Annotated in this window: 16 protein-coding genes and 1 pseudogene; 1 reads left to right on the plus strand and 16 read right to left on the minus strand. The window is 40.6% G+C overall.

Annotated features, from left to right (window positions below; genetic code table 11):
- Positions 1 to 627 precede the first annotated feature (627 nt).
- On the plus strand, positions 628 to 1,632 hold the full coding sequence (locus ROR01S_RS01885) for an NAD-dependent epimerase (RefSeq protein WP_064359046.1): 1,005 nt from the start codon (positions 628 to 630) through the stop codon (positions 1,630 to 1,632).
- A gap of 385 nt (positions 1,633 to 2,017) precedes the next feature.
- Here the strand turns inward: ROR01S_RS01885 and ugd are convergent, their stop codons facing one another.
- From ugd to ROR01S_RS01950, 16 genes and pseudogenes are all read right to left on the minus strand, one after another.
- The gene (gene ugd / locus ROR01S_RS01890) at positions 2,018 to 3,184 is read right to left on the minus strand and encodes a UDP-glucose 6-dehydrogenase (RefSeq protein ID WP_044350299.1); all 1,167 of its coding nucleotides are present in this window, start codon (positions 3,182 to 3,184) and stop codon (positions 2,018 to 2,020) included.
- A gap of 161 nt (positions 3,185 to 3,345) precedes the next feature.
- Positions 3,346 to 4,716, minus strand: coding sequence for an O9 family phosphomannomutase RfbK (rfbK, locus tag ROR01S_RS01895; RefSeq protein WP_064359047.1), 1,371 nt, complete (start codon positions 4,714 to 4,716; stop codon positions 3,346 to 3,348).
- Positions 4,717 to 4,739: 23 nt separating this feature from the next.
- Complete coding sequence (locus ROR01S_RS01900; protein WP_064359048.1) at positions 4,740 to 6,155, minus strand: mannose-1-phosphate guanylyltransferase/mannose-6-phosphate isomerase; 1,416 nt, start codon at positions 6,153 to 6,155, stop codon at positions 4,740 to 4,742.
- A gap of 300 nt (positions 6,156 to 6,455) precedes the next feature.
- Positions 6,456 to 8,366 (minus strand): right-handed parallel beta-helix repeat-containing protein, encoded by a 1,911-nt coding sequence (locus ROR01S_RS25660; protein WP_073972267.1) that lies wholly within the window; start codon positions 8,364 to 8,366, stop codon positions 6,456 to 6,458.
- 204 nt (positions 8,367 to 8,570) lie between these two features.
- A pseudogene (gene tnpA, locus ROR01S_RS01905) lies at positions 8,571 to 9,004 on the minus strand (IS200/IS605 family transposase).
- 173 nt (positions 9,005 to 9,177) lie between these two features.
- Entirely contained in the window at positions 9,178 to 10,584 is a 1,407-nt protein-coding gene (gene gnd, locus ROR01S_RS01910) for an NADP-dependent phosphogluconate dehydrogenase (protein ID WP_064359049.1), read from the minus strand.
- 165 nt (positions 10,585 to 10,749) lie between these two features.
- Entirely contained in the window at positions 10,750 to 12,153 is a 1,404-nt protein-coding gene (gene wcaJ, locus ROR01S_RS01915; protein ID WP_064359050.1) for an undecaprenyl-phosphate glucose phosphotransferase, read from the minus strand.
- Between the two features lie 320 nt (positions 12,154 to 12,473).
- Positions 12,474 to 13,688 (minus strand): glycosyltransferase WbuB, encoded by a 1,215-nt coding sequence (locus ROR01S_RS01920; protein ID WP_064359051.1) that lies wholly within the window; start codon positions 13,686 to 13,688, stop codon positions 12,474 to 12,476.
- 11 nt (positions 13,689 to 13,699) lie between these two features.
- Positions 13,700 to 14,158: a GDP-mannose mannosyl hydrolase gene (locus ROR01S_RS01925; RefSeq protein WP_064359052.1), complete on the minus strand. Its 459-nt coding sequence runs from the start codon at positions 14,156 to 14,158 to the stop codon at positions 13,700 to 13,702.
- Position 14,159: 1 nt separating this feature from the next.
- Positions 14,160 to 15,128 carry a GDP-L-fucose synthase gene (fcl, locus tag ROR01S_RS01930; RefSeq protein ID WP_064359053.1) on the minus strand — a complete coding sequence of 323 codons (969 nt, stop codon included), beginning with the start codon at positions 15,126 to 15,128 and terminating at the stop codon, positions 14,160 to 14,162.
- Positions 15,129 to 15,132: 4 nt separating this feature from the next.
- Positions 15,133 to 16,251, minus strand: coding sequence for a GDP-mannose 4,6-dehydratase (gmd, locus tag ROR01S_RS01935; RefSeq protein ID WP_064359054.1), 1,119 nt, complete (start codon positions 16,249 to 16,251; stop codon positions 15,133 to 15,135).
- A gap of 7 nt (positions 16,252 to 16,258) precedes the next feature.
- Entirely contained in the window at positions 16,259 to 17,185 is a 927-nt protein-coding gene (locus ROR01S_RS01940) for a glycosyltransferase family 2 protein (RefSeq protein ID WP_073972268.1), read from the minus strand.
- Positions 17,178 to 17,720 carry a putative colanic acid biosynthesis acetyltransferase gene (locus tag ROR01S_RS26925; protein ID WP_155728874.1) on the minus strand — a complete coding sequence of 181 codons (543 nt, stop codon included), beginning with the start codon at positions 17,718 to 17,720 and terminating at the stop codon, positions 17,178 to 17,180. Before ROR01S_RS26925 ends, ROR01S_RS01940 begins: the two co-directional genes overlap by 8 nt.
- A complete protein-coding gene (locus ROR01S_RS27655) occupies positions 17,713 to 18,117 on the minus strand; it encodes a DapH/DapD/GlmU-related protein (protein ID WP_081213128.1) in 405 nt (134 codons plus the stop codon). The genes ROR01S_RS26925 and ROR01S_RS27655 overlap by 8 nt, the downstream gene beginning before the upstream one ends.
- Positions 18,118 to 18,238: 121 nt before the next feature.
- Positions 18,239 to 19,369, minus strand: a complete 1,131-nt coding sequence (locus ROR01S_RS01945) for a glycosyltransferase family 4 protein (RefSeq protein WP_064359055.1) — start codon at positions 19,367 to 19,369, stop codon at positions 18,239 to 18,241.
- A 12-nt stretch (positions 19,370 to 19,381) separates the two neighbouring features.
- Positions 19,382 to 20,584 (minus strand): O-antigen polymerase, encoded by a 1,203-nt coding sequence (locus tag ROR01S_RS01950; RefSeq protein ID WP_155728875.1) that lies wholly within the window; start codon positions 20,582 to 20,584, stop codon positions 19,382 to 19,384.
- Between the last annotated feature and the right edge of the window lie 103 nt (positions 20,585 to 20,687).

The following is a 20,687-nucleotide window of genomic DNA, read 5'->3' on the forward strand; positions in this document are numbered from 1 at the left end:
CCTCTCTTGCATAAAAGTGAATTTGACTTTTCTTCAAAAGTGGTCAAATCCGAGCGTCGTAGGGTACGTTTGCTGCGCATTATCAATAATGCATCCGTAGGATGTGAATTACGCGCGCATTATAGCTCTGGTCTGGAAGAATAAAAATGAAAAAGCATGACCAATCCATTCAGCCAAAAAATACACAGTTGCTGCACATTATTCGAACACTTCAACGCACCCACTTAACAATATGATTATAAAAGAAAAAATAGATTTCATTACTATCATTACAATAGTAATACTGACTGATTATTGAGGAATTGTTCGGAAAATATATAAAAAGAAACAATATTGACCAGACTCAGCCTTTCCGCTGCTTTGCTTGCGAGGCGAACAGAGTACGGTAACTATCAAAGAACAGCAGTAACAATTATTCAGCTAACTTATTTTCATGTAATAATGATTATCATTTGCGAACTTACCCTAAAATCTTCAGCACTCACCAGGACCCGGGAAGTGTGCAACCCTGCACTTTCTACGGTACCCGCTTATATCCTGCAACGGTAAAGCAGATGATCCCGAAGGCAAGCCAGTGTAAAATCGACAAATATATATAGCGGGGAACACCGAACCCGGAGGATGAATATGAAGTTTTTAGTCACTGGAGCCGCAGGATTTATCGGCTTTCATGCAAGTCAGCGCCTTCTGGAGGCGGGTCATGAGGTTGTTGGCATCGACAACATGAACGATTACTACGATGTCAATCTCAAGCAGTCTCGCCTGGATCTTTTACAGTCTCCTCGGTTCAGTTTTTACAAAATCGATCTTGCCGATCGCGAAGGCATGGCGCAAATTTTTGCTACTGAGAAGTTTGATCGGGTGATCCATCTGGCAGCGCAGGCTGGCGTGCGTTATTCGCTGGAAAATCCGCATGCCTATGCCGATGCCAACCTGATTGGTTATCTGAACATTCTGGAAGGCTGCCGACACAACAAAGTACAACATTTGCTGTACGCCTCTTCCAGTTCAGTATATGGCCTGAACCGCAAGATGCCGTTCTCCACGAATGATTCGGTCGATCACCCGGTGTCACTGTATGCGGCAACCAAAAAAGCCAATGAACTGATGGCGCATACCTACTCTCATCTCTATGGCATCCCCACCACCGGCTTACGTTTCTTCACCGTGTATGGCCCGTGGGGGCGTCCAGATATGGCCCTGTTCAAATTCACTAAGGCGATGCTGGAAGGTAAGAGCATTGACGTCTACAACTACGGCAAGATGAAGCGTGATTTCACCTACATCGATGACATCGTAGAAGCGATTGTCCGCGTGCAGGATGTCATTCCGCAGGCAGATCCTGAATGGACCGTAGAAAACGGCTCACCGGCCACCAGTTCAGCCCCTTATCGAATCTATAATATCGGCAACAGCTCGCCAGTGGAGTTGATGGACTACATCACCGCTCTGGAAGAAGCGATGGGGATGGAAGCTGAGAAAAACATGATGCCGATCCAGCCGGGCGATGTCCTGGAAACCAGCGCCGATACCAAACCACTGTATGATCTGGTTGGCTTTAAACCGCAGACATCCGTTAAGGATGGCGTGAAGAAATTCGTGGAGTGGTACAAGGCGTATTACAACGCCTGAGTGGTTACCTGATTCTTTCTGAACCGCAATCGCAGGGTTGCGGTTTTTTTGTTCCCGCGTTTTACAGAAGCTTTGATGAGCCTCCGCTTTGGTCGGCTCCAGTTTATTTCGTGCCCAAGCCCTGAGTACAAAAACAAAAAAAGCCCGCATAGCAGGCTTCTTTTCCCTTCCGGCGCTTATCTCCGGCATCTACATCTCAGTGACGGTAGCTCTTCACAAGGTATGATTTAACATATCTGACCACCGTAAGCCGGGCAATGGTTTTAGCATAAAATTACAGACTGCATCACACTACCGAGGTCGTCGTTATAGAAAATTTGTAAAAGCGGAGGCAAGGGAGAGATGAGACCAGCGGCAGCACCGCTGGCACTCAGGATCGAAAGGACTAATCGTTGCCAAAGAGATCGCGGGTATAAACCTTATCCGCAACATCAGCCAGCTCTTCCGCCATACGGTTAGAAATGATGACATCAGCTTCTTGCTTAAAGGCATCCAGATCGCGAACGACGCGAGAATTAAAGAATTCATCTTCTTGCATCACCGGTTCGTAAATAATAACCGGGATACCTTTGGCTTTAATACGCTTCATAATCCCTTGGATTGAAGAGGCGCGGAAGTTATCTGAGCCGCTCTTCATGATCAGACGATAAACCCCAACCACTTTCGGTTTACGCGCAAGGATAGAGTCAGCAATAAAGTCTTTACGGGTACGGTTAGCATCCACAATAGCGCCAATGATATTGTTTGGCACCGATTCGTAGTTCGCCAGCAGCTGTTTAGTATCTTTCGGCAGGCAGTATCCACCGTAACCGAATGACGGGTTGTTATAGTGATTGCCGATCCGCGGGTCCAGGCACACGCCTTCAATAATCTGCTTGCTGTTGAGACCCTGGCTTTCTGCATAGCTATCCAGCTCATTAAAATAAGCGACACGCAGAGCAAGGTAGGTATTGGCAAACAGCTTGATCGCCTCCGCTTCGGTCGAGTCGGTAAACAGCGTCGGGATATCCTGCTTGATAGCCCCCTCTTTCAGCAGACTGGCAAAACGCTCTGCCCGCTCCGAACGTTCACCGATGACGATACGAGAAGGATGCAGATTGTCATACAGCGCACGGCCTTCACGCAGGAACTCCGGGGAGAAGATGACATTGTCGATGCCCAGACGCTCTTTAATATCACGGGTGAAACCGACCGGAATGGTCGATTTGATGATCATGACGGCGTTGGGGTTAATCTCAGTGACATCACGAATAACGGCTTCAACGGTTGAGGTATTGAAGTAGTTGGTTTTCGGATCGTAGTCAGTCGGTGTGGCGATAATGACATAGTCAGCATTGCGATATGCATCTTGCTTGTCAGTTGTCGCACGAAAATTCAGCGGTTTTTCGGCCAGATATTCCTGAATCTCTTTATCGACAATCGGCGACATCTTCTGGTTAAGCATATCGACTTTAGATTGTACGATATCCAGCGCAACCACTTCGTGGTTCTGCGCAATCAGGATGCCATTCGATAAACCAACATAACCGGTACCGGAAATAGTAATTTTCATTCGATCACACTTTAATCAGTTAACTGGACGGCGGCATAGTAGCCACCCTGTAATCAACACTTCTGGCGGTTTTACTCTCAGAAAAATAGGAAGTCAAGGAAGAGCCATAAGGTGATGTATAATCCCACACATCAGCCCTATAGCTCTAAGTAAAATAAGTTCTATTTAAGTAGAGCTAATATTTCTTCTGTTTTAGCCTTCATTAATGCATCATCTGCTTTTGACTCCACGTTGAGACGCACTACCGGCTCAGTATTCGAGCTGCGCAGGTTAAAGCGCCACTCCGGGTATTCAATACTGATACCGTCGGTGGTATCCACGTTGACGGCACCTGGTTCATAGCGTTCGCGGATACGCGCAATAGCCGCCGCCGCATTACCCAGCTTGCGGTTAATCTCCCCTGACGCCGGGAACGCCGCCAGGCGATCCGCCACCAGCGACTTCAGCGAGCTGTTTTTCAGGCACAGCAGCTCCGCCACCAGCAGCCACGGGATCATCCCGCTGTCGCAGTAGGCAAAGTCGCGGAAGTAATGGTGCGCACTCATCTCCCCGCCGTAGATGGCGTCTTCCTGGCGCATCCGCTCCTTGATGAACGCATGCCCGGTCTTCGACATCACCGGCTGACCACCGCTGCAGGTCACGATGTCCACCGTGTTCCACGTCAGGCGCGGGTCGTGAATGATTTTCGCCCCCGGTTGCTTCTGCAGGAACGCTTCCGCCAACAGCCCGACAATGTAGTACCCCTCGATAAACGACGCCTCGTCATCAAACAGGAAGCAGCGGTCGAAGTCGCCATCAAAAGCAATCCCCATGTCCGCCTGATGCTCGCGCACCGCGTCGGCAGTATCCTGGCGACACTCCGGCAGCAGCGGGTTCGGAATACCGTTCGGGAAATGCCCGTCCGGCTGGTGATGCACCTTGATAAAAACCACCGGCGCCCCGGCCGTCGCGAAGCGTTTCTCCACCTCATCAATCACGTGCCCTGCCGCCCCGTTGCCGGAGTTCACCACCAGCTTCAGCGGACGGGTGAAGTTCGCCAGGTTTACATAGCCCATCAGGTGGTCGACGTACTCCTTCAGCACCGAAATCTGACGCAGGGTGCCGCGGCGCTCCGGGTCCACCGGCGGAAACTGGTTCTGCTCCGCCAGGCGCTGGATATCGCGCAGCCCAGTATCGCCGCTGATGGGCTTCGCGTTTTCGCGCACCAGCTTCATGCCGTTGTAGTTCATCGGGTTGTGGCTTGCCGTCACCTCGATCCCGCCGTCCACCCCGAGGTGGAAGGTGGCAAAGTAAATCTCTTCGGTGCCGCTCAGGCCGATATCAAGCACGTCGGTACCGGCGTCCATCAGCCCCCGGGCCAGAGCCAGCTTCAGCGACTCGCTGGTGAGGCGCACATCGCCCCCCACTACAATCTTCCCGGGTTTCAGAAATTCGCCATAGGCGCGCCCGATACGGTAGGCAATGTCTTCGTTCAGCTCTTCTCCCAGTTCACCACGGATGTCATAAGCCTTAAAGCATGTTAACTGTGTCATTCTGCACCTTATTCCCCAAAAGATTAGCAACGACCATACTGGTCTTTAATACGGATAATATCGTCTTCGCCCAAGTAGGAACCGGACTGGATTTCCAGAACTTCCAGTGGAATACGGCCCGGGTTTTGCAGGCAGTGCTCGGCTCCGATGGGAATAAAGGTGGACTGGTTTTCCGTCAGCAGGAATTGCTTCCCGTTCACCGTCACCTGACCGGTGCCAGCCAAAATAACCCAGTGCTCGGCGCGGTGGTGGTGCATCTGCATAGAGAAGGCCCCGCCCGGTTTCACCGTGATCCGGTTGACATTAAACCGTGGGGTCTGCACCACCACGTCGCAGCGGCCCCAGGGACGGTAAATCTCGCGGTGGCGCTTGTACTCGCTGCGCTGGTTCTGTTTAAGGAACTCGACCGCCTTCTTCACGTCCTGGGCGCGCTCGCGGTTCATCACCAGCACCGCGTCCTTGGTACTAACAATCACCAGGTTCTCCACGCCAATCGCCGCCACCAGCTTCTCGTCGCTGTTGATGTAGCAGTTTTCGCTATTATGCACCCACGCATCGCCGCTGAGCACGTTACCCTGCGCATCTTTAGGGCTAACGTCCCACAACGCCGACCACGAGCCAACGTCACTCCAGTCGGCATCGAGACCGACCACCACCGCATCGGCGGTTTTTTCCATCACCGCGTAGTCGATGGATTCGTCCGGGCACTCGCAGAAAATGTCATGTGGAATGCTGATGAAGTCGCTGCCATTATCCGCGGCGCTGACCGCTGCCTGGCAGGCCTCAAGGATATCCGGGCGGAATTTGGCCAGCTCGGAGAGGTATTTTTTGGCGCGGAACATAAACATGCCGCTGTTCCAGTAGTACTCTCCGGAAGCGAGGTAGGCCTCGGCGCGTTCCCGGTCTGGCTTCTCAACGAAGCGAGCCACATGGTAAGGGGCGTGGTCACTGTCAGTAAGCGCTACGCCGCGCTGGATGTAGCCGTAGCCGGTTTCTGGAGCGTTTGGCACAATCCCGAAAGTGACCAGATGCCCTTCATTGGCATACTGCTCGGCGACGCGGATGGCATCGTGGAAGACCGGTTTGTTATTGATGATATGGTCTGCGGCAAGAACCAGCATCAGCGGGTCGTCCCCATGGCGAGTGGCCTGGAGGGCAGCCAGGGCAATGGCCGGGGCGGTATTGCGCCCGACTGGCTCAAGAATGATGTTATTCGACAGTTTATTGAGTTGGCGCAGCTGTTCGGCCACCAGGAAGCGATGCTCTTCGTTACAGATGACCATCGGTTCATGGATTTCAAGGCCCGAGAGTCGGGTGATGGTTTCCTGCAGCATTGAATTCTGCCCGTACAGCCGTAAGAACTGTTTCGGGTAAAGCTCACGAGACATCGGCCAGAGACGACTGCCGGTACCACCAGCCATAATTACAGGAAGTAACATAATGAATTCCTTAAATATTAATTATGAAAAAGCATATAATCAACGACATAAATTAATTTTTATTGTCAAATGCACTTATCTCATGAGCATTGCACTATCTATATTCATTCACACCATAAAAAATCGCATCCATACTGCCCCCCAAATTTGATCAAAATAACTTGATCAGTTTGACAGTGAGATCAAATAGAAATCCAGAAATGATATTAAATTCATGAACAACACAAAAAATCACAATCCTAACAGAATAAGTAATAAAAAAAACAACAACTTTTAGAAATATAAAAAGCAACATTCACTCTAAGAGGCCGCATTAACCTTACGTGACAACTTGTTTTTAGTATATACACATCCACTTTCTTCATAAGGAACCATAGCCAGCACCCCAACATCATTAGATGTTAAGGTGCAATCTTCAAGACGGCACTTTACGCCTTTATCAGTTACAGAAATACCAATCTTATTACCCTGACATTTCAATAAGGAAACTTTAGTACCAAAAGAAGTTACATTAACACCGCATCGAAGATTATCAGAGTAGGCACCACCAGAAATAACTGCGCAATTAGCACTACTAAGATTTATACCATCAAGTCCATTATTACATGACGAGTTGTTAGTTATTATGATATCATTCAGGGTATGATAGATTTGATTGTTGCTTACAGACGTTGCTATCCCACAACCTTCATTATCTGAAATCAAGTTGTCGTTAATAGTGACACGATGTTTATTAATAACAAATACCCCATCACGAACGCAACTCGTTATTTTATTGCGCTGAACACGAACAATATTATCAGGCCTAAAATTGAGAGACTTTGCTTTATAGCCTTTGCCTTGCTGAAGCGCATCACCTATAAAAATGCCATAATAAGCACCTCTAGATATAATATTATCACTAATTATAGCGCTTGATGTGGCATTAAGTCCTATACAGCCCGGAGCTAAAGTTGAAGAATTAGTCAAAAGATTACATTTAGAAACTTTATTATACTGAATTGTTATATTTTCAGCACTTAGAACATAGATGCCAGCACCATAAGTCCTTGTATCATGAACAGATGGGTTTCTAACCTCGCCGAGAATATTATCTATTTTATTACCAAGAATTTTTGTATTCTGAAGAACGCTTTTTTTTGATGAAAGATTATTATAAACAACAATGCCATATCTTGTACAGTTTGAAATGTTATTATCTTGAATGATATTGTCACTACAAAAATCACCATCAGTGATAGTTTGGATAATTATTGCGGAATCCGAACCTGATTGCATGACGTTGTTTGTGATTTTATTCTTACGACTACTTCCCCACATTGTGATGTCACCAGCAGCATCTTTTATTCCGGAGAACTTATTATTACATATCAGCATCTCACTCGAGTTATAACAGAATATAGCAGATGCACCATAATTGGAAAATATATTATCCCCTATATACCATCCTTTAGAGTCCTCATTTCGTATACATGACCCGTTATAGGGTTTACTTAATGTAGGGTGTGAAGTCAGAATAAGACCTTTAATGACAACATTAGAAACACCTTTAGTTTTAATAAGAGACATATTGGGCTTCAAAAGAATTAACTCAGCATCATTTACACCAACGAATTTTTGATTGTCAACTGGAGAAATTGAAGAACTAATTAAATATTGCGCAGAGAATAAGATCGAATAACCACTTACAACAGTTTCATTGATAGGTATTGTATCATCTGCTTTACCATCACCAACCGCACCAAAATATTCAGGAGTTATGAACTTATGAAATTTATCGGTACTTTTTGCATGATCTTCCATTGAGGCATACGACGTATCCACTTCACCTAAATAAACGTCTGATACAAATTTAATGCATTGGTTTTTTTTATCATAAATTTTTGCTGGTGTATTTGGATAAATGTAAACATTCAACACTTCGCCACTTGAAGAATAAAAAAAACCCTTATCGAAATAAATATCCTCCTTCAAGATATTTAGCTCTCCTTTCCCGACCTTAAAATAGCCCCCGCTGCATCCATTATCCTTATCAACAAAAAAGGAAATTTTATATCTTAATGATGAATGCAGTTCATTATTCAAGGTAAATAATGAAGGCAATAATTCGACTAAATTATTTTTTTTATCCTGAATACTGGCTTTAGCCCTTGACAGGGGACTAATAAACAAAAAACTCAACAACTGTTTTAATAAGACACGTCGATTCATAGCCTACCCTTACTATTTACAACTGATAAAAGTATCCGGGATTATTTCAGCCTTCATAGGAAGGTAATCAAGCTTTCTATCAAACAACCTAAAGAAATAAAAATATATTCGACAAAAGCATACAGGTATAAGTAAAAGACCACCTTCTGAAAAGGTGGTTTTTGAGAATGCCCCTGTAAGAGGGTTACTGTCAACTTTCGATTACTACTCTAGCAATTCCATCTGCTGTTCATGCGTTTGTTCCGTTTTCTCCTGATACTTCATATATCGTCTGATAATCTCTTCATTCACCCCCACCGTATCGACAAAGTAACCTCGGGACCAAAAATGGTTTCCCATAGCTTCTTCCTGATATGTGGAAAACGGTTATAAAGCCTGATGGCCCTGCATCCTTTTAGATGGCCTATCAGAGTTGATATCGAGATCTTAGGTGGGATGATTACGACCAGATGTACATGATCGGGCTGAACATTTAGCTCCAGAACCTCACAATCCTTAATACCGCAGCGGATATAGATCGTCCTGTACAGCTCCTTACCCAGCTTATCTTTCAGGATCCTGAATCGGTACTTGGGCATCCAGACTATTTGATATTTGCAACACCAAGATACATGTGATGAACTCCTGTAAAGTCCCATATCGGTTTGTCTCCTTTTACTTGTCGTGAGTAAGCAGAGATATTCCGACATGGACATTCTTCAGGCTATGCCTTTCAGGATCAATAACCACCTCCCTAGGAGATGGTTTAGGGATCAAAATAAAATAAAAGTCCAGAAATAAATGGACTTTTATTCATTACAATCAATTATACTTAGTCTAACCACTCAGTATGGAATACGCCTTCTTTATCAGTGCGCTTATAGGTATGAGCACCGAAATAGTCGCGCTGAGCCTGAATCAGGTTAGCCGGCAGGACTGCAGAACGATAGCTGTCGTAGTAGGCAATGGCAGCAGAGAATGTCGGAACAGGGATGCCGTTCTGAACAGCATAAGCCACGACATCACGCAGTGCCTGCTGATATTCATCAGCAATCTGCTTGAAGTATGGCGCCAGCAGCAGATTGGCGATACCCGCATTCTGCTCGTAGGCATCAGTAATCTTCTGCAGGAACTGAGCACGGATAATGCAACCGGCACGGAAGATTTTGGCAATCTCACCGTAGTTCAGATCCCAGTTGTATTCATCAGAGGCAGCACGCAGCTGGGAGAAGCCCTGAGCATAAGAAACGATTTTGCCCAGATACAGAGCGCGACGAACTTTCTCTACAAATTCAGCCTTGTCACCAGCCGGTTGAGATTTTGGCCCCGTCAGGACTTTAGACGCTGCAACACGCTGGTCCTTAAGCGAAGAGATATAACGCGCAAAGACAGATTCGGTAATCAGAGACAACGGTTCGCCCAAGTCAAGTGAACTCTGGCTGGTCCATTTACCGGTACCTTTGTTGGCGGCTTCATCAAGAATCACATCAACCAGGTATTTGCCTTCTTCATCTTTTTTAGTGAAGATGTCTTTGGTGATATCAATCAGGTAGCTGCTGAGCTCGCCTTCGTTCCACTCGGTAAAGGTTGTTGCCAGTTCTTCATTAGAAAGCGCCAGGCCACCTTTCAGTAAAGAGTATGCTTCTGCGATAAGCTGCATATCGCCATACTCGATGCCGTTATGCACCATCTTGACATAGTGACCAGCACCGTCAGCACCAATATAGGCGACACAAGGTTCACCGTCTTCAGCACGAGCAGCGATCTGCTCAAGAATTGGCGCTACCAGCTCATAAGCTTCTTTCTGCCCACCAGGCATGATAGACGGGCCTTTCAGTGCGCCTTCTTCACCACCAGAAACGCCGGTACCAATGAAGTTAAAACCTTCAGCAGACAATTCGCGGTTACGACGAATTGTGTCCTGGAAGAAGGTATTACCCCCATCAATGATGATGTCGCCTTTGTCCAGATATGGCTTAAGAGAATCGATCGCACTATCAGTGCCAGCGCCTGCTTTCACCATCAACAGGATGCGGCGTGGAGTTTCGAGGGATTCAACAAACTCTTTAACGGTATAATGTGGGACCAGTTTCTTGCCCGGATTCTCGGCAATCACTTCTTCGGTCTTTTCACGGGAGCGGTTGAAAACAGAGACGGTATAACCACGGCTTTCGATGTTGAGCGCAAGGTTACGCCCCATCACTGCCATACCGACAACCCCGATCTGTTGCTTGGACATTACATACTCCTGTCTGGTGTGGTCACTGCGACACGCTCGCAGCTTAAATGTGATGATAATGTTAGCCCAAAGAACAAAGAGCTCATAGTGAAAATTTGTTAACTAGCACAAGATATAAATATTGAACTATAAATGCACAATGCTTTTCCTTCGCAACAGATATTGCTAATAAGCAGATTTGTTTATAAATCCTTTAAAAACTGTCAGGAATATTATCTTGAAATCTAACCAGATGCTCCATCCCCTGATATATAACAAATCATATTCTACTCGTTTTTCCATTTTTTCAAGCGTATCTGTTTCACCACGCCAACCATTAATTTGCGCCAACCCCGTAATGCCAGGCTTGACCTTATGACGAAGCATATAGCCCTGGATTAAAGACCGATATTGCTCGTTATGGGAAACAGCATGAGGTCTGGGGCCGACAACGGACATCTGACCAAATAGAACATTAAAAAACTGCGGAAGTTCATCTAAGGAAGTACTGCGTAAAAACTTACCGACCTTAGTCACGCGAATATCATTTTTTGTAGCCTGAATAACTTTATCGTCGTTTTCCATCACTGTCATCGAGCGAAACTTCCAGACTTTAATTGGTTTTCCGTCCATTCCATAACGTACCTGGCGAAAAATAACTGGTCCTTTCGAAGTCATTTTAACAGCAGTAGCAATAACAAGGAGAATAGGTGAGATCAAAATAAGAATCAAAGAAGATACAATTATGTCTTCCAAACGCTTAAACACCATATTGATGCCATTCAATGGTGAATCAAACAAAGGAACAACCGGAACACCATTGATTTCTTCGGTACGTGACTGAAGAATATTAAAAGTAAAAATATCAGGAATTAATAATACGGAACAAGTAGTATCAGTTAATTGCCTAATGATATCCTTGATTTTTGATTCATCGCGCATGCTCATCGCAATATAAATACGATCGATCTTTCCTTCACGAGCTTCCTGAATAAGCTCGTTTATATTCCCAGCATAAGGTACATTGTCATATTCGGCACTATCCAGTTTTATATTATCGTAAATGCCTTTAACAACAAAGCCTAACCAAGGCTGTTCAATAAAGCTTTTTAACAAATTAATGCCCGCAGGCAATGAGCCGACAACAGCTACTCGCCTGGTATTATAGCCAAACTTTCTTAGTAAACCTGAGATCAATCTGATAACTGAACGACATGCAAAAAAACCAACATCAACTAGCAAATACCATTCAATAAAAAAGAAGAAACGCGTATCAATTGATGAGTCCAGAGACAAAAGCCCCAAAGCAATTAATAAGCTAAGACTCCAATTCTTTAGTATTAAAATATACTCTGTGGAAAAAGCGACACCACGCCATGAACGATAGAAATCTGTTATACCGCCTATCATTTGGAAAATGACCAAAGATAGTAGAGACATTAGAGCATGCTGGTATTGAAATGTAACTGAATTAATAACACATACCAAATATAATCCCAAAAAGATTATGACCACATCGGAGAAGCGTTGAGCCATTGAGATCAAAGAAGCATTCGCATTCGAGCGAGTCCGATGATACAAGGTTGCCATGAAGATTTCCTTAAATATTGAATCTTATGAAATAATAATTTGCACTAGAAATCCTGAAGTTTACAAGATTAAAGGTTTATTTCTCAATTAATCTCGAACTCTTACACCAATATAATAGAACTTACAAAGCATATAAAATGGAAAAGAAAATAACCATGATATTAACAATGGCGAATATTAATGATTCCCATAAAGAATCCTAAGTTTTTTACAGACATTAATATACAGGGAAAATAAAATATTTTATACTATAAATAAATATGAGGAATCCATTCCAATAGCAGCAACTTAAATAATACACTCCATGTTAAATACTAATTCTAGTTTTGTATATCGACTATGAATTTTGAAAGAACATTATTCATATCAAATGATTTATTTGCATACTCAATCGCTATATTATTTTGACGTGGCATAAGAAAACATTTTTCAATACCAGAAATGAGAGCATCAACAGATTCAGGTTCAACACATTGCGCTATTCCAGGATTGTTCTTACATAATTGACCCAGTTCAGTATTTTCTTCTGCAGTAATTACCGCATTACCACCAACAGCAAGAATATTGGTAAGCTTAGAAGGTAAGACAGCATCAGCAGCGCCTTTCTTTTGAACGACAAGATGACAATCGGCAAGATTTAATAAAGCTGGTAATAGTTCATATGGTTGTAAAGGCTTAAATAAGATATTATTCAAATTTAAGGTAACACACATTTTCTCTAAATTTTCTTTACCACCTCCTTGACCAACAAACAAGAATACATAATTTTTTGTGGCCATTTTTTGTGCAGCACTAACAACAATTTCAAGTCCTTGTTTTTCGCCTATATTACCGGAGTAAAGTATAACTTTCTTGTCCTCAGGTATCCCTAATGCCTCTTTAAGCTTTACTGATTGTTCACTTTCGACATTCTGGAACCTTTCAAGCTCGGACCAGTTAGGGAAAAAAATTAGATTATTTTGAGGCACACCTTTATTAGCCGCATTAAGTAACATCATTTTAGAGATAGTTGAAACTTTATCGGCAGACGTCAAACACCACTTCTCAAACCTTCTAGCAAATGTTGCAAATAGACCTTTCTTAGCCATCCCCAAGCCGAGCATAGCATCTACCTCGAAATCCTGGATATGAATTATTACCTTAGCACGAGTTAGCTTACGTAATAATATTGCACCCGGCACACAAAATAAGGTTGGAACAACACATATAATATAGTCAGGCTTCCAGCGCGCCTGAATTAAAAGAGGGAATAGAGAACTTAATGCAAAACTTGATAAATGTAATAAACGTTTTATCGTTGAGGGTTTTTTAGGAACATAAAGTGGACATCTATATACTATTTCGGAATGTTTCTCTTTAGTATATTTCAATCCAGAATAATTGTTAGCAACCTTCCATGCAGGATAGTATGGTGGAGCAGTAATGACTCTAACATCAAGATCATTAGATGCAAACCACTTCACCATTTCACCACTGTACTTACCAATACCAGTTAATTCAGGACGATAATTGATGCCATATACAAGTAATTTCATACTTAAAGGTCCTAATAAACATCCATAAAATAAGTTTTAGTATTGACATGTACTAAATCATTATTAAGTATTTCATCCACACTCATCCATTGATATTCATTATGCTGATCATGTGGAAACACGAAGCCATTGGATATAATAGATATTTTATACGCCAGTACAATATAGTGTGTACTAAATGCACTATCATAAAAATTATCATCATAAAAATGTTCAAAGATACCGAGGAAGATGCTTTCATTTCGCATCCTCTCAATACCAATTTCATTGTTTGTCAATCTGGCAAAACCATTATCCAATGACTCATCCTTTTGTATGCGCCCTCCAGGAACAAACCAAAAGCCCCTCGCGGGGCGGTTGTTTCTTTTTCCAACTAAATACTCACTTTTTTCATTTTGAATAATCAAATCAATTGAAATAAGTGGCGTATTTTTAATCACATTTTTAAATGTATTGTCATCTAAAAACATATCAACTCCGGAAACTTTGCTGATTTTTTAAAAACCATTCATAAGTCCGCGATAAGCCTGATTCAAGCTTAATCTGATACTTCCAGCCTAAATCTTCCAATCTGGAAACATCTAACAACTTTCGTGGGGTACCGTCAGGTTTAGTCGAATCAAAAAAAACCTCTCCCTGGTAACCAACAACTTTGGCAATTGTTTCAGCTAATTCCCGAATAGAACAATCAACACCAGTACCTACATTGATATGAGACAACATTGGCTGAGTTTTTTCTTGCCAAAGCGCCTGGTCTAGCTCCATGACATAAATAGATGCAGAAGCCATATCATCAACATGTAAAAATTCTCGCATCGGCGTTCCACTACCCCACACTACAACTTGTGGCTGATTTTCTAACTTAGCCTCATGAAAACGGCGGAGTAACGCGGGAATGACATGCGAGTTTGAAGGATGGAAATTATCGTTTTCCCCATATAAATTGGTTGGCATTACTGAACGATAATCTCGATTATGTTGCCTATTATAAGACTCGCAGAGTTTGATACCTGCAATTTTTGCTATAGCATACGGTTCATTAGTAGATTCAAGTGTTCCTTGTAGTAACTCAGATTCACTAATCGGTTGCTTTGCAAATTTTGGATAAATACACGATGATCCTAAAAACATAATTTTATTGACATTATTAACATGTGCAGCATGAATAATATTTGCTTCAATAAGAATGTTTTCATAAATAAAATCAGCAGGATAAGTATTATTCGCAACTATTCCGCCAACTTTCGCTGCAGCTAAATACACCTCATCAATATGCTCAGTTGAGAAAAAATCATTCACTGCAGGAGCATTAAGCAGATTGAGCTCCTGACGTGAACGCACTACGAGCTCAATATTTTCTCTGTTTTGCAACTGTCTTACTATTGCTGAGCCAACCATACCATTATGACCAGCAACAAAAACTCTCTTTTTAATTGTCATTTCATTACTCCAAAGAAATTGAAACCTCATATCCATGAGATTTAAGTAATGAATGCTTTTTAGCTGCCTCGAGATCCTTCCTAACCATTTCGACAACCATCTCTTGTAAGGTTGTTTCAGGTTTCCAGCCTAATTTATCGTGAGCTTTAGAAGGATCTCCAAGCAAGGTTTCAACTTCAGCAGGACGGAAATAACGAGGATCTACAGCTACAATTACATCACCTACTTTAACAGCAGGTGCATCTTCACCAATAACACTTTCCACAATTCCGACTTCATCAATACCATGCCCCTCAAAACGTAATTTAATACCCAATTCGGATGCGGCAAAGTCAACGAATTGACGTACAGAGTATTGAACTCCTGTTGCAATAACATAATCTTCCGGTTGTTCTTGTTGAAGCATCAACCATTGCATTTTAACGTAATCTTTCGCATGACCCCAATCTCGCAAGGAGTCCATGTTACCCAGATAAAGACATTTTTCTAAACCTTGAGAAATATTGGAAAGCCCACGTGTAATTTTTCGTGTTACAAACGTTTCACCACGGCGAGGCGATTCATGGTTAAACAGAATACCATTACACGCGTACATTCCATATGACTCACGATAGTTAACAGTAATCCAATAGGCGTATAATTTTGCAACTGCATAAGGTGAACGAGGATAGAAAGGCGTTGTTTCTTTTTGTGGTATTTCTTGAACTAAACCGTAAAGTTCCGAAGTAGACGCTTGATAAAACCGAGTTTTTTTCTCAAGCCCAAGAAAACGGATAGCCTCTAATAGACGTAACGTACCAATAGCATCTACATCAGCTGTATATTCTGGGGATTCAAAAGAGACAGCAACATGACTCATCGCCCCTAAATTATATACTTCATCTGGTTGAATTTCCGACAATAGTCTTGTTAAGTTTGAAGTATCGCTAAGATCTCCATAATGCAAATGAAACTTAGGATTAGAAGAATGAGGATCTTGATAAATATGATCTACACGATCTGTGTTAAATGATGATGACCTGCGCTTAATACCATGAACCTCATACCCTTTTTCAAGTAAAAACTCAGCTAAATATGAACCATCTTGACCAGTAACACCTGTAATCAAAGCTTTCTTATGCATATAAACCTCAGCGCTTAAAATTCAACCCAGTTTTAACAGATAAATAATCTAATATTTCATCTTTATTGGTAATGGATGAAATAGCATTATCTAATTCTTTAAACCTAATATCAACGTAGCTTCTATACCAAAGCCCTTGTAAGAAATGATAATCCCAACCTTTAGAACCATCCATAAAACCTAATCTTATCAGATATCTATATAGAAAATATAGTAAAGATCTTAAAGAAAGTGGTAGCTTAAAATAGATCTTTTCTTTTAAAAGCCGTTTAACTTTCTCTTGATACCCTCCATTTTTTTTGACTTCATCGTCCTTTTTGAATAGTGAATACTTTATATTTAAAAGGTCAACGACCTCTCTATCTGCGTAATTTAAATGTTTATCACTCCACCATCTTATATCATTTAAATTATGATCGTATATATGCCCATGAAATTGGGTGGATTTAGGACTCTGCACAACAATATGTTCATCCATCCAGCGCTGTTCAATTCTACCAGTTCCTGTACGCCATACGCGAAGTAAATTTAATGGGTAAACAGCACCATGTTTAATCCACTTATCCTTGTATATATACTTCCTGCGGATAAAAACACAATTTATATCATCTGAGAGTTCACATAATTTTGAGAGAAGCTCATTTTGCAGTTCTGAATCGATATATTCATCTGCATCCATCCGCATACACCATTTTGTATTTACAGAATGGTTATCCAACCCCCATTGAAATTGGTCAGCGTAATTTTTCCAAGGATGTTCAGAAAACTCAACAAGATCGCCATATGAAAGACAAATTTCTTTAGTATCATCAGTAGAATATGAATCAATAATTACTATTTTATCTGCTATATTGCGAAGGGAATCAAGACACCTCTTTATATGTATCGACTCATTTTTTGTCAAAATAAAAACTGTGACATGTTTATTATTCATTTCCCATCACTCTTTTTTTAATTTTTTGACACGGATTACCATCATATATATACCATGAATCCAAGTCCTTTTTAGCAACGGCACGCGCACCTAGAATACACCCATCATACAAAGTTACCCCAGGCCCGATGAAAGATTCTGCACAGACCCATACTCGCTTACCGATAGTAACTTTTTTTAATATCAAAGGGTGATCAAATCTTTTATAATTATGTGTACTAGCACAAATAGTTACATCTTGACTTATTATACTATATTCACCAATTTCAACCTTTCCTTGATTATATATATATGCACGTGGTCCTATCGATGCTCCCTTTTGCATGACCAGATTCTTCGGACTCCAAATCTTAACAGTAGGGTATATACGGACTCCTGCATGAATTTTGCTCCCCCATAGCTTTAAAACAAAATTTCTGTAAGAAAATAATTGTGGTGGTGTATACTTAAAAAATAGTATATAAAACACACTCCATGCAACCCGATATAATTTATTTATGCGGCTAAAAAAATTAAGCTCATAGCTATTATTCACAATAGTCACCAGTTAATTTCTCATTTTTTATTAAATGCAAATGTTTTATTTTATCCTCTTCTGAAAACCTATTTTTAATGAATCTTGCTGGAACTCCACCAAAAATAGTGCAATCAGGAATATTTTTTGTAACAACTGATCCGGCAGCAACAATAGCTCCTGAGCCGATATTAACACCACTTAATATTATGCTCCCCGCACCTATCCAAACATCTTTACCGATGTATGTTTTAGAGACCCCAATAGGTCTTCCAGAATAAATAATGGGTACACCAACCTTATCAAAGAGATGATCATGTCCAACTATAGAAACATTCGGGCCAATGATTGCGAACTTTTTTACAACAACATTTGGTCCAATCAAGCAACCTGGTCCAATATAGGTCTCAGCTTCCATAATCAAATCATTACTGATATCACATCCTTTACTTATCATTGCGGAATTATGTACCTGCTTTACTCTGTATCTTATATGTGAGAACTTACATTTTGCTCTTCGAAGAAGACGATAAACAAAGTTATTTTTGCTTATTATCATTCAAAACCTCATGAATTATCTTACTCTGCACTAGAGGGTTATATTTATTATCTATGACGCTATGACAATCCTCAATAACACGAGCATCTTTTTTATTGTTGATCCATGTTATTATTTCTTCCGCAAGTGAATTTGGATCATTATGCTTAAAAAACGATCCAGTTTTGTTAGGTATAATTGCTTCATATTCTGGCATTTGCTTTTCAAAGTTGTCATGCGTAATTACTGGTGTGCCATAATTTAAACTATGCATGGCCAAAAGCCCTACCTTGCCAGGAGAAACTGTGACATCAGCTGCGTAAATAATTTCAGATAATACCGTTTCGTCATAACAAGGCCCCATAAACATTATCTGATCAGCAACATCAAGTTCATCTGCCAATATTTGTAACTTATTTTTCTCTGGGCCTTCGCCTATAATAATAACTTTCGGTTTTAAATTATGTTGTTCTTTAATTAGTTTAAGTGACTGAATTAATAGATCAAATCTACAGCTCTCAATTAATCGAGCTACCGTAACAATAGCTCCTTCCACAACACCAAATCTTTCCATCCTATTTGTTTCTGGATCAATACGAGCTAATTTATTTCTCGCTTCTAACTGATTTTCATAATCGAGACTGTTATAAATTACATGGCAATTTTTCTCTGGATATCCGGTCTGTATAGCGAGTTCTTTTGCACGATTACCATAAAGAAGTAAATCATCAGCTAAATTATGATATTTCTTTTTTATAAAATATCTTAAGCCACTGATATTTCTAGTCCACCCATGAGTCCAATATATTATTTTTCGCCCAAGTAATTTCCCTAAAAAACATAAAGGCCACGATGTAACAAAATGTGGATCAGCAAGTATAATTATTTTTGAATAGGTACTGTCTGTTGCTAATTTTATTAAACCATGTTGAAAGATAAGTCCTTTGAAATTCGTAAACTTAATAACATGAAACCTATTATCAGGTATATCTTTAAATCTCTTAATACCTTGATATTGTTCTATATCATCTCCAAAGAAATGAAATTCATATTCATTTGATTTTAATAGTTCTTTTATGATGCCAGACCGATAATGAGGAAAAAAATGATATATTACAGCTACTTTTTGCATTTTATTACCTTTTTATCTGTAAGTTTTTTTCACTTTGAATTTTGACAACCGGTTACCAAATATAATCAATAATGTAGTGGCGATATATTGAATAAAAACATCTGAAAAAGGGAAACGCATTATTAACAAACCATATCCAAGTAAAGCCCAATTATTAACGTTTCCTTTACTTATAAGCAACGCAAATCGATTAAAAATTATAACCACAAATGGTAAAAATATGAAAAATATATATCCAAAATTTAGTATTGCTTCCCCAGGAAGAAGCGTAACTAGTGATAAACCTTCCCTGCCATCTAACATTTGACCCGCGATGACAGTTACTGATTCAATTTTGTTTTCTAAAAGACTACGTGGAATGAAGAAAATAAAAGGCTTTAGAAAAGTTAAATGCGTTAAATCCAAGTTAATAAAATCAGCTGATTTATATAGAGAAATTAGTATGTTTATGTTTACTGTCTCGAATATAGCTTTAAAAACATAGTCATAAATAACGCTATTAGTTGCTATAAATTCAATTGTTTTATCCAATGCAACTTCAATACCTTCTGAATATAGATAACTTCTAAAAACAGAATAACACCCCAGAACAAAAGCTGATATAACTGATACTATTAACAACCATAGTAAATATTTATATTTTTTGTTTAGTATCAAATAAAATAAAAATGTATATGCGAATACGAATATAAATACTCTATTACCTGTTACGTACAACTCTGCGGCTATAATTGATAATGAATAAAAGGCTAGCTTAAGTTTATTATGATTATTGTCGATGGCTTTAAAAAATTCACTGAGAAAATACATTTTTGAGCCAAATAACAAGAAACCAAATATTACCCCAACTGTACCATAGTTCTCGAAAAACTCTCCTTTGGCATGATACCAATGATCGGCACCTTTCATCACTATGAAATAATATGAAATCAAAAAACCAAAACTAAATAGCCATGCTATATTTAGTTTTGAGTCTACTTTAAATTCATATTTTTCCGTACCCAAATTTAGAGTATTTGCAAATATATTTTCAAATATCATAATAACAATGTTTGTTATTAAGAATGATATTAGAAACAACAGAATATTTGATTGCGTATTATAATCACTTTCTAAATAGTAATATGTTGCTGGCGCTGTAGCATCATTTAAGTTTAGTTCACCATTTAATACATAATAAAAAAGAGGTATTATAATAAAGTAAATAATACTCAAGAAATAACCTGTTATTAATCCAAATCTTTTACTCCTTATATCTGATTTTATTTTCAAAAAACATAGAAGAAGATGTAATACAAGTAAGAATGTTATTAGTAAA

Source organism: Klebsiella ornithinolytica NBRC 105727 = ATCC 31898 (genome assembly GCF_001598295.1).
In the GTDB taxonomy this organism is placed as follows: Bacteria; Pseudomonadota; Gammaproteobacteria; order Enterobacterales; family Enterobacteriaceae; genus Klebsiella; species Klebsiella ornithinolytica.

Excerpts from the sequence above, each read along its gene's own strand:
- ROR01S_RS01885 (WP_064359046.1), top strand. The coding sequence starts at position 628 with ATGAAGTTTTTAGTCACTGGAGCCGCAGGATTTATCGGCTTTCATGCA.
- ugd (WP_044350299.1), bottom strand. The coding sequence starts at position 3,184 with ATGAAAATTACTATTTCCGGTACCGGTTATGTTGGTTTATCGAATGGC.
- rfbK (WP_064359047.1), bottom strand. The coding sequence starts at position 4,716 with ATGACACAGTTAACATGCTTTAAGGCTTATGACATCCGTGGTGAACTG.
- ROR01S_RS01900 (WP_064359048.1), bottom strand. The coding sequence starts at position 6,155 with ATGTTACTTCCTGTAATTATGGCTGGTGGTACCGGCAGTCGTCTCTGG.
- ROR01S_RS25660 (WP_073972267.1), bottom strand. The coding sequence starts at position 8,366 with ATGAATCGACGTGTCTTATTAAAACAGTTGTTGAGTTTTTTGTTTATT.
- gnd (WP_064359049.1), bottom strand. The coding sequence starts at position 10,584 with ATGTCCAAGCAACAGATCGGGGTTGTCGGTATGGCAGTGATGGGGCGT.
- wcaJ (WP_064359050.1), bottom strand. The coding sequence starts at position 12,153 with ATGGCAACCTTGTATCATCGGACTCGCTCGAATGCGAATGCTTCTTTG.
- ROR01S_RS01920 (WP_064359051.1), bottom strand. The coding sequence starts at position 13,688 with ATGAAATTACTTGTATATGGCATCAATTATCGTCCTGAATTAACTGGT.
- ROR01S_RS01925 (WP_064359052.1), bottom strand. The coding sequence starts at position 14,158 with ATGTTTTTAGATGACAATACATTTAAAAATGTGATTAAAAATACGCCA.
- fcl (WP_064359053.1), bottom strand. The coding sequence starts at position 15,128 with ATGACAATTAAAAAGAGAGTTTTTGTTGCTGGTCATAATGGTATGGTT.
- gmd (WP_064359054.1), bottom strand. The coding sequence starts at position 16,251 with ATGCATAAGAAAGCTTTGATTACAGGTGTTACTGGTCAAGATGGTTCA.
- ROR01S_RS01940 (WP_073972268.1), bottom strand. The coding sequence starts at position 17,185 with ATGAATAATAAACATGTCACAGTTTTTATTTTGACAAAAAATGAGTCG.
- ROR01S_RS27655 (WP_081213128.1), bottom strand. The coding sequence starts at position 18,117 with ATGGAAGCTGAGACCTATATTGGACCAGGTTGCTTGATTGGACCAAAT.
- ROR01S_RS01945 (WP_064359055.1), bottom strand. The coding sequence starts at position 19,369 with ATGCAAAAAGTAGCTGTAATATATCATTTTTTTCCTCATTATCGGTCT.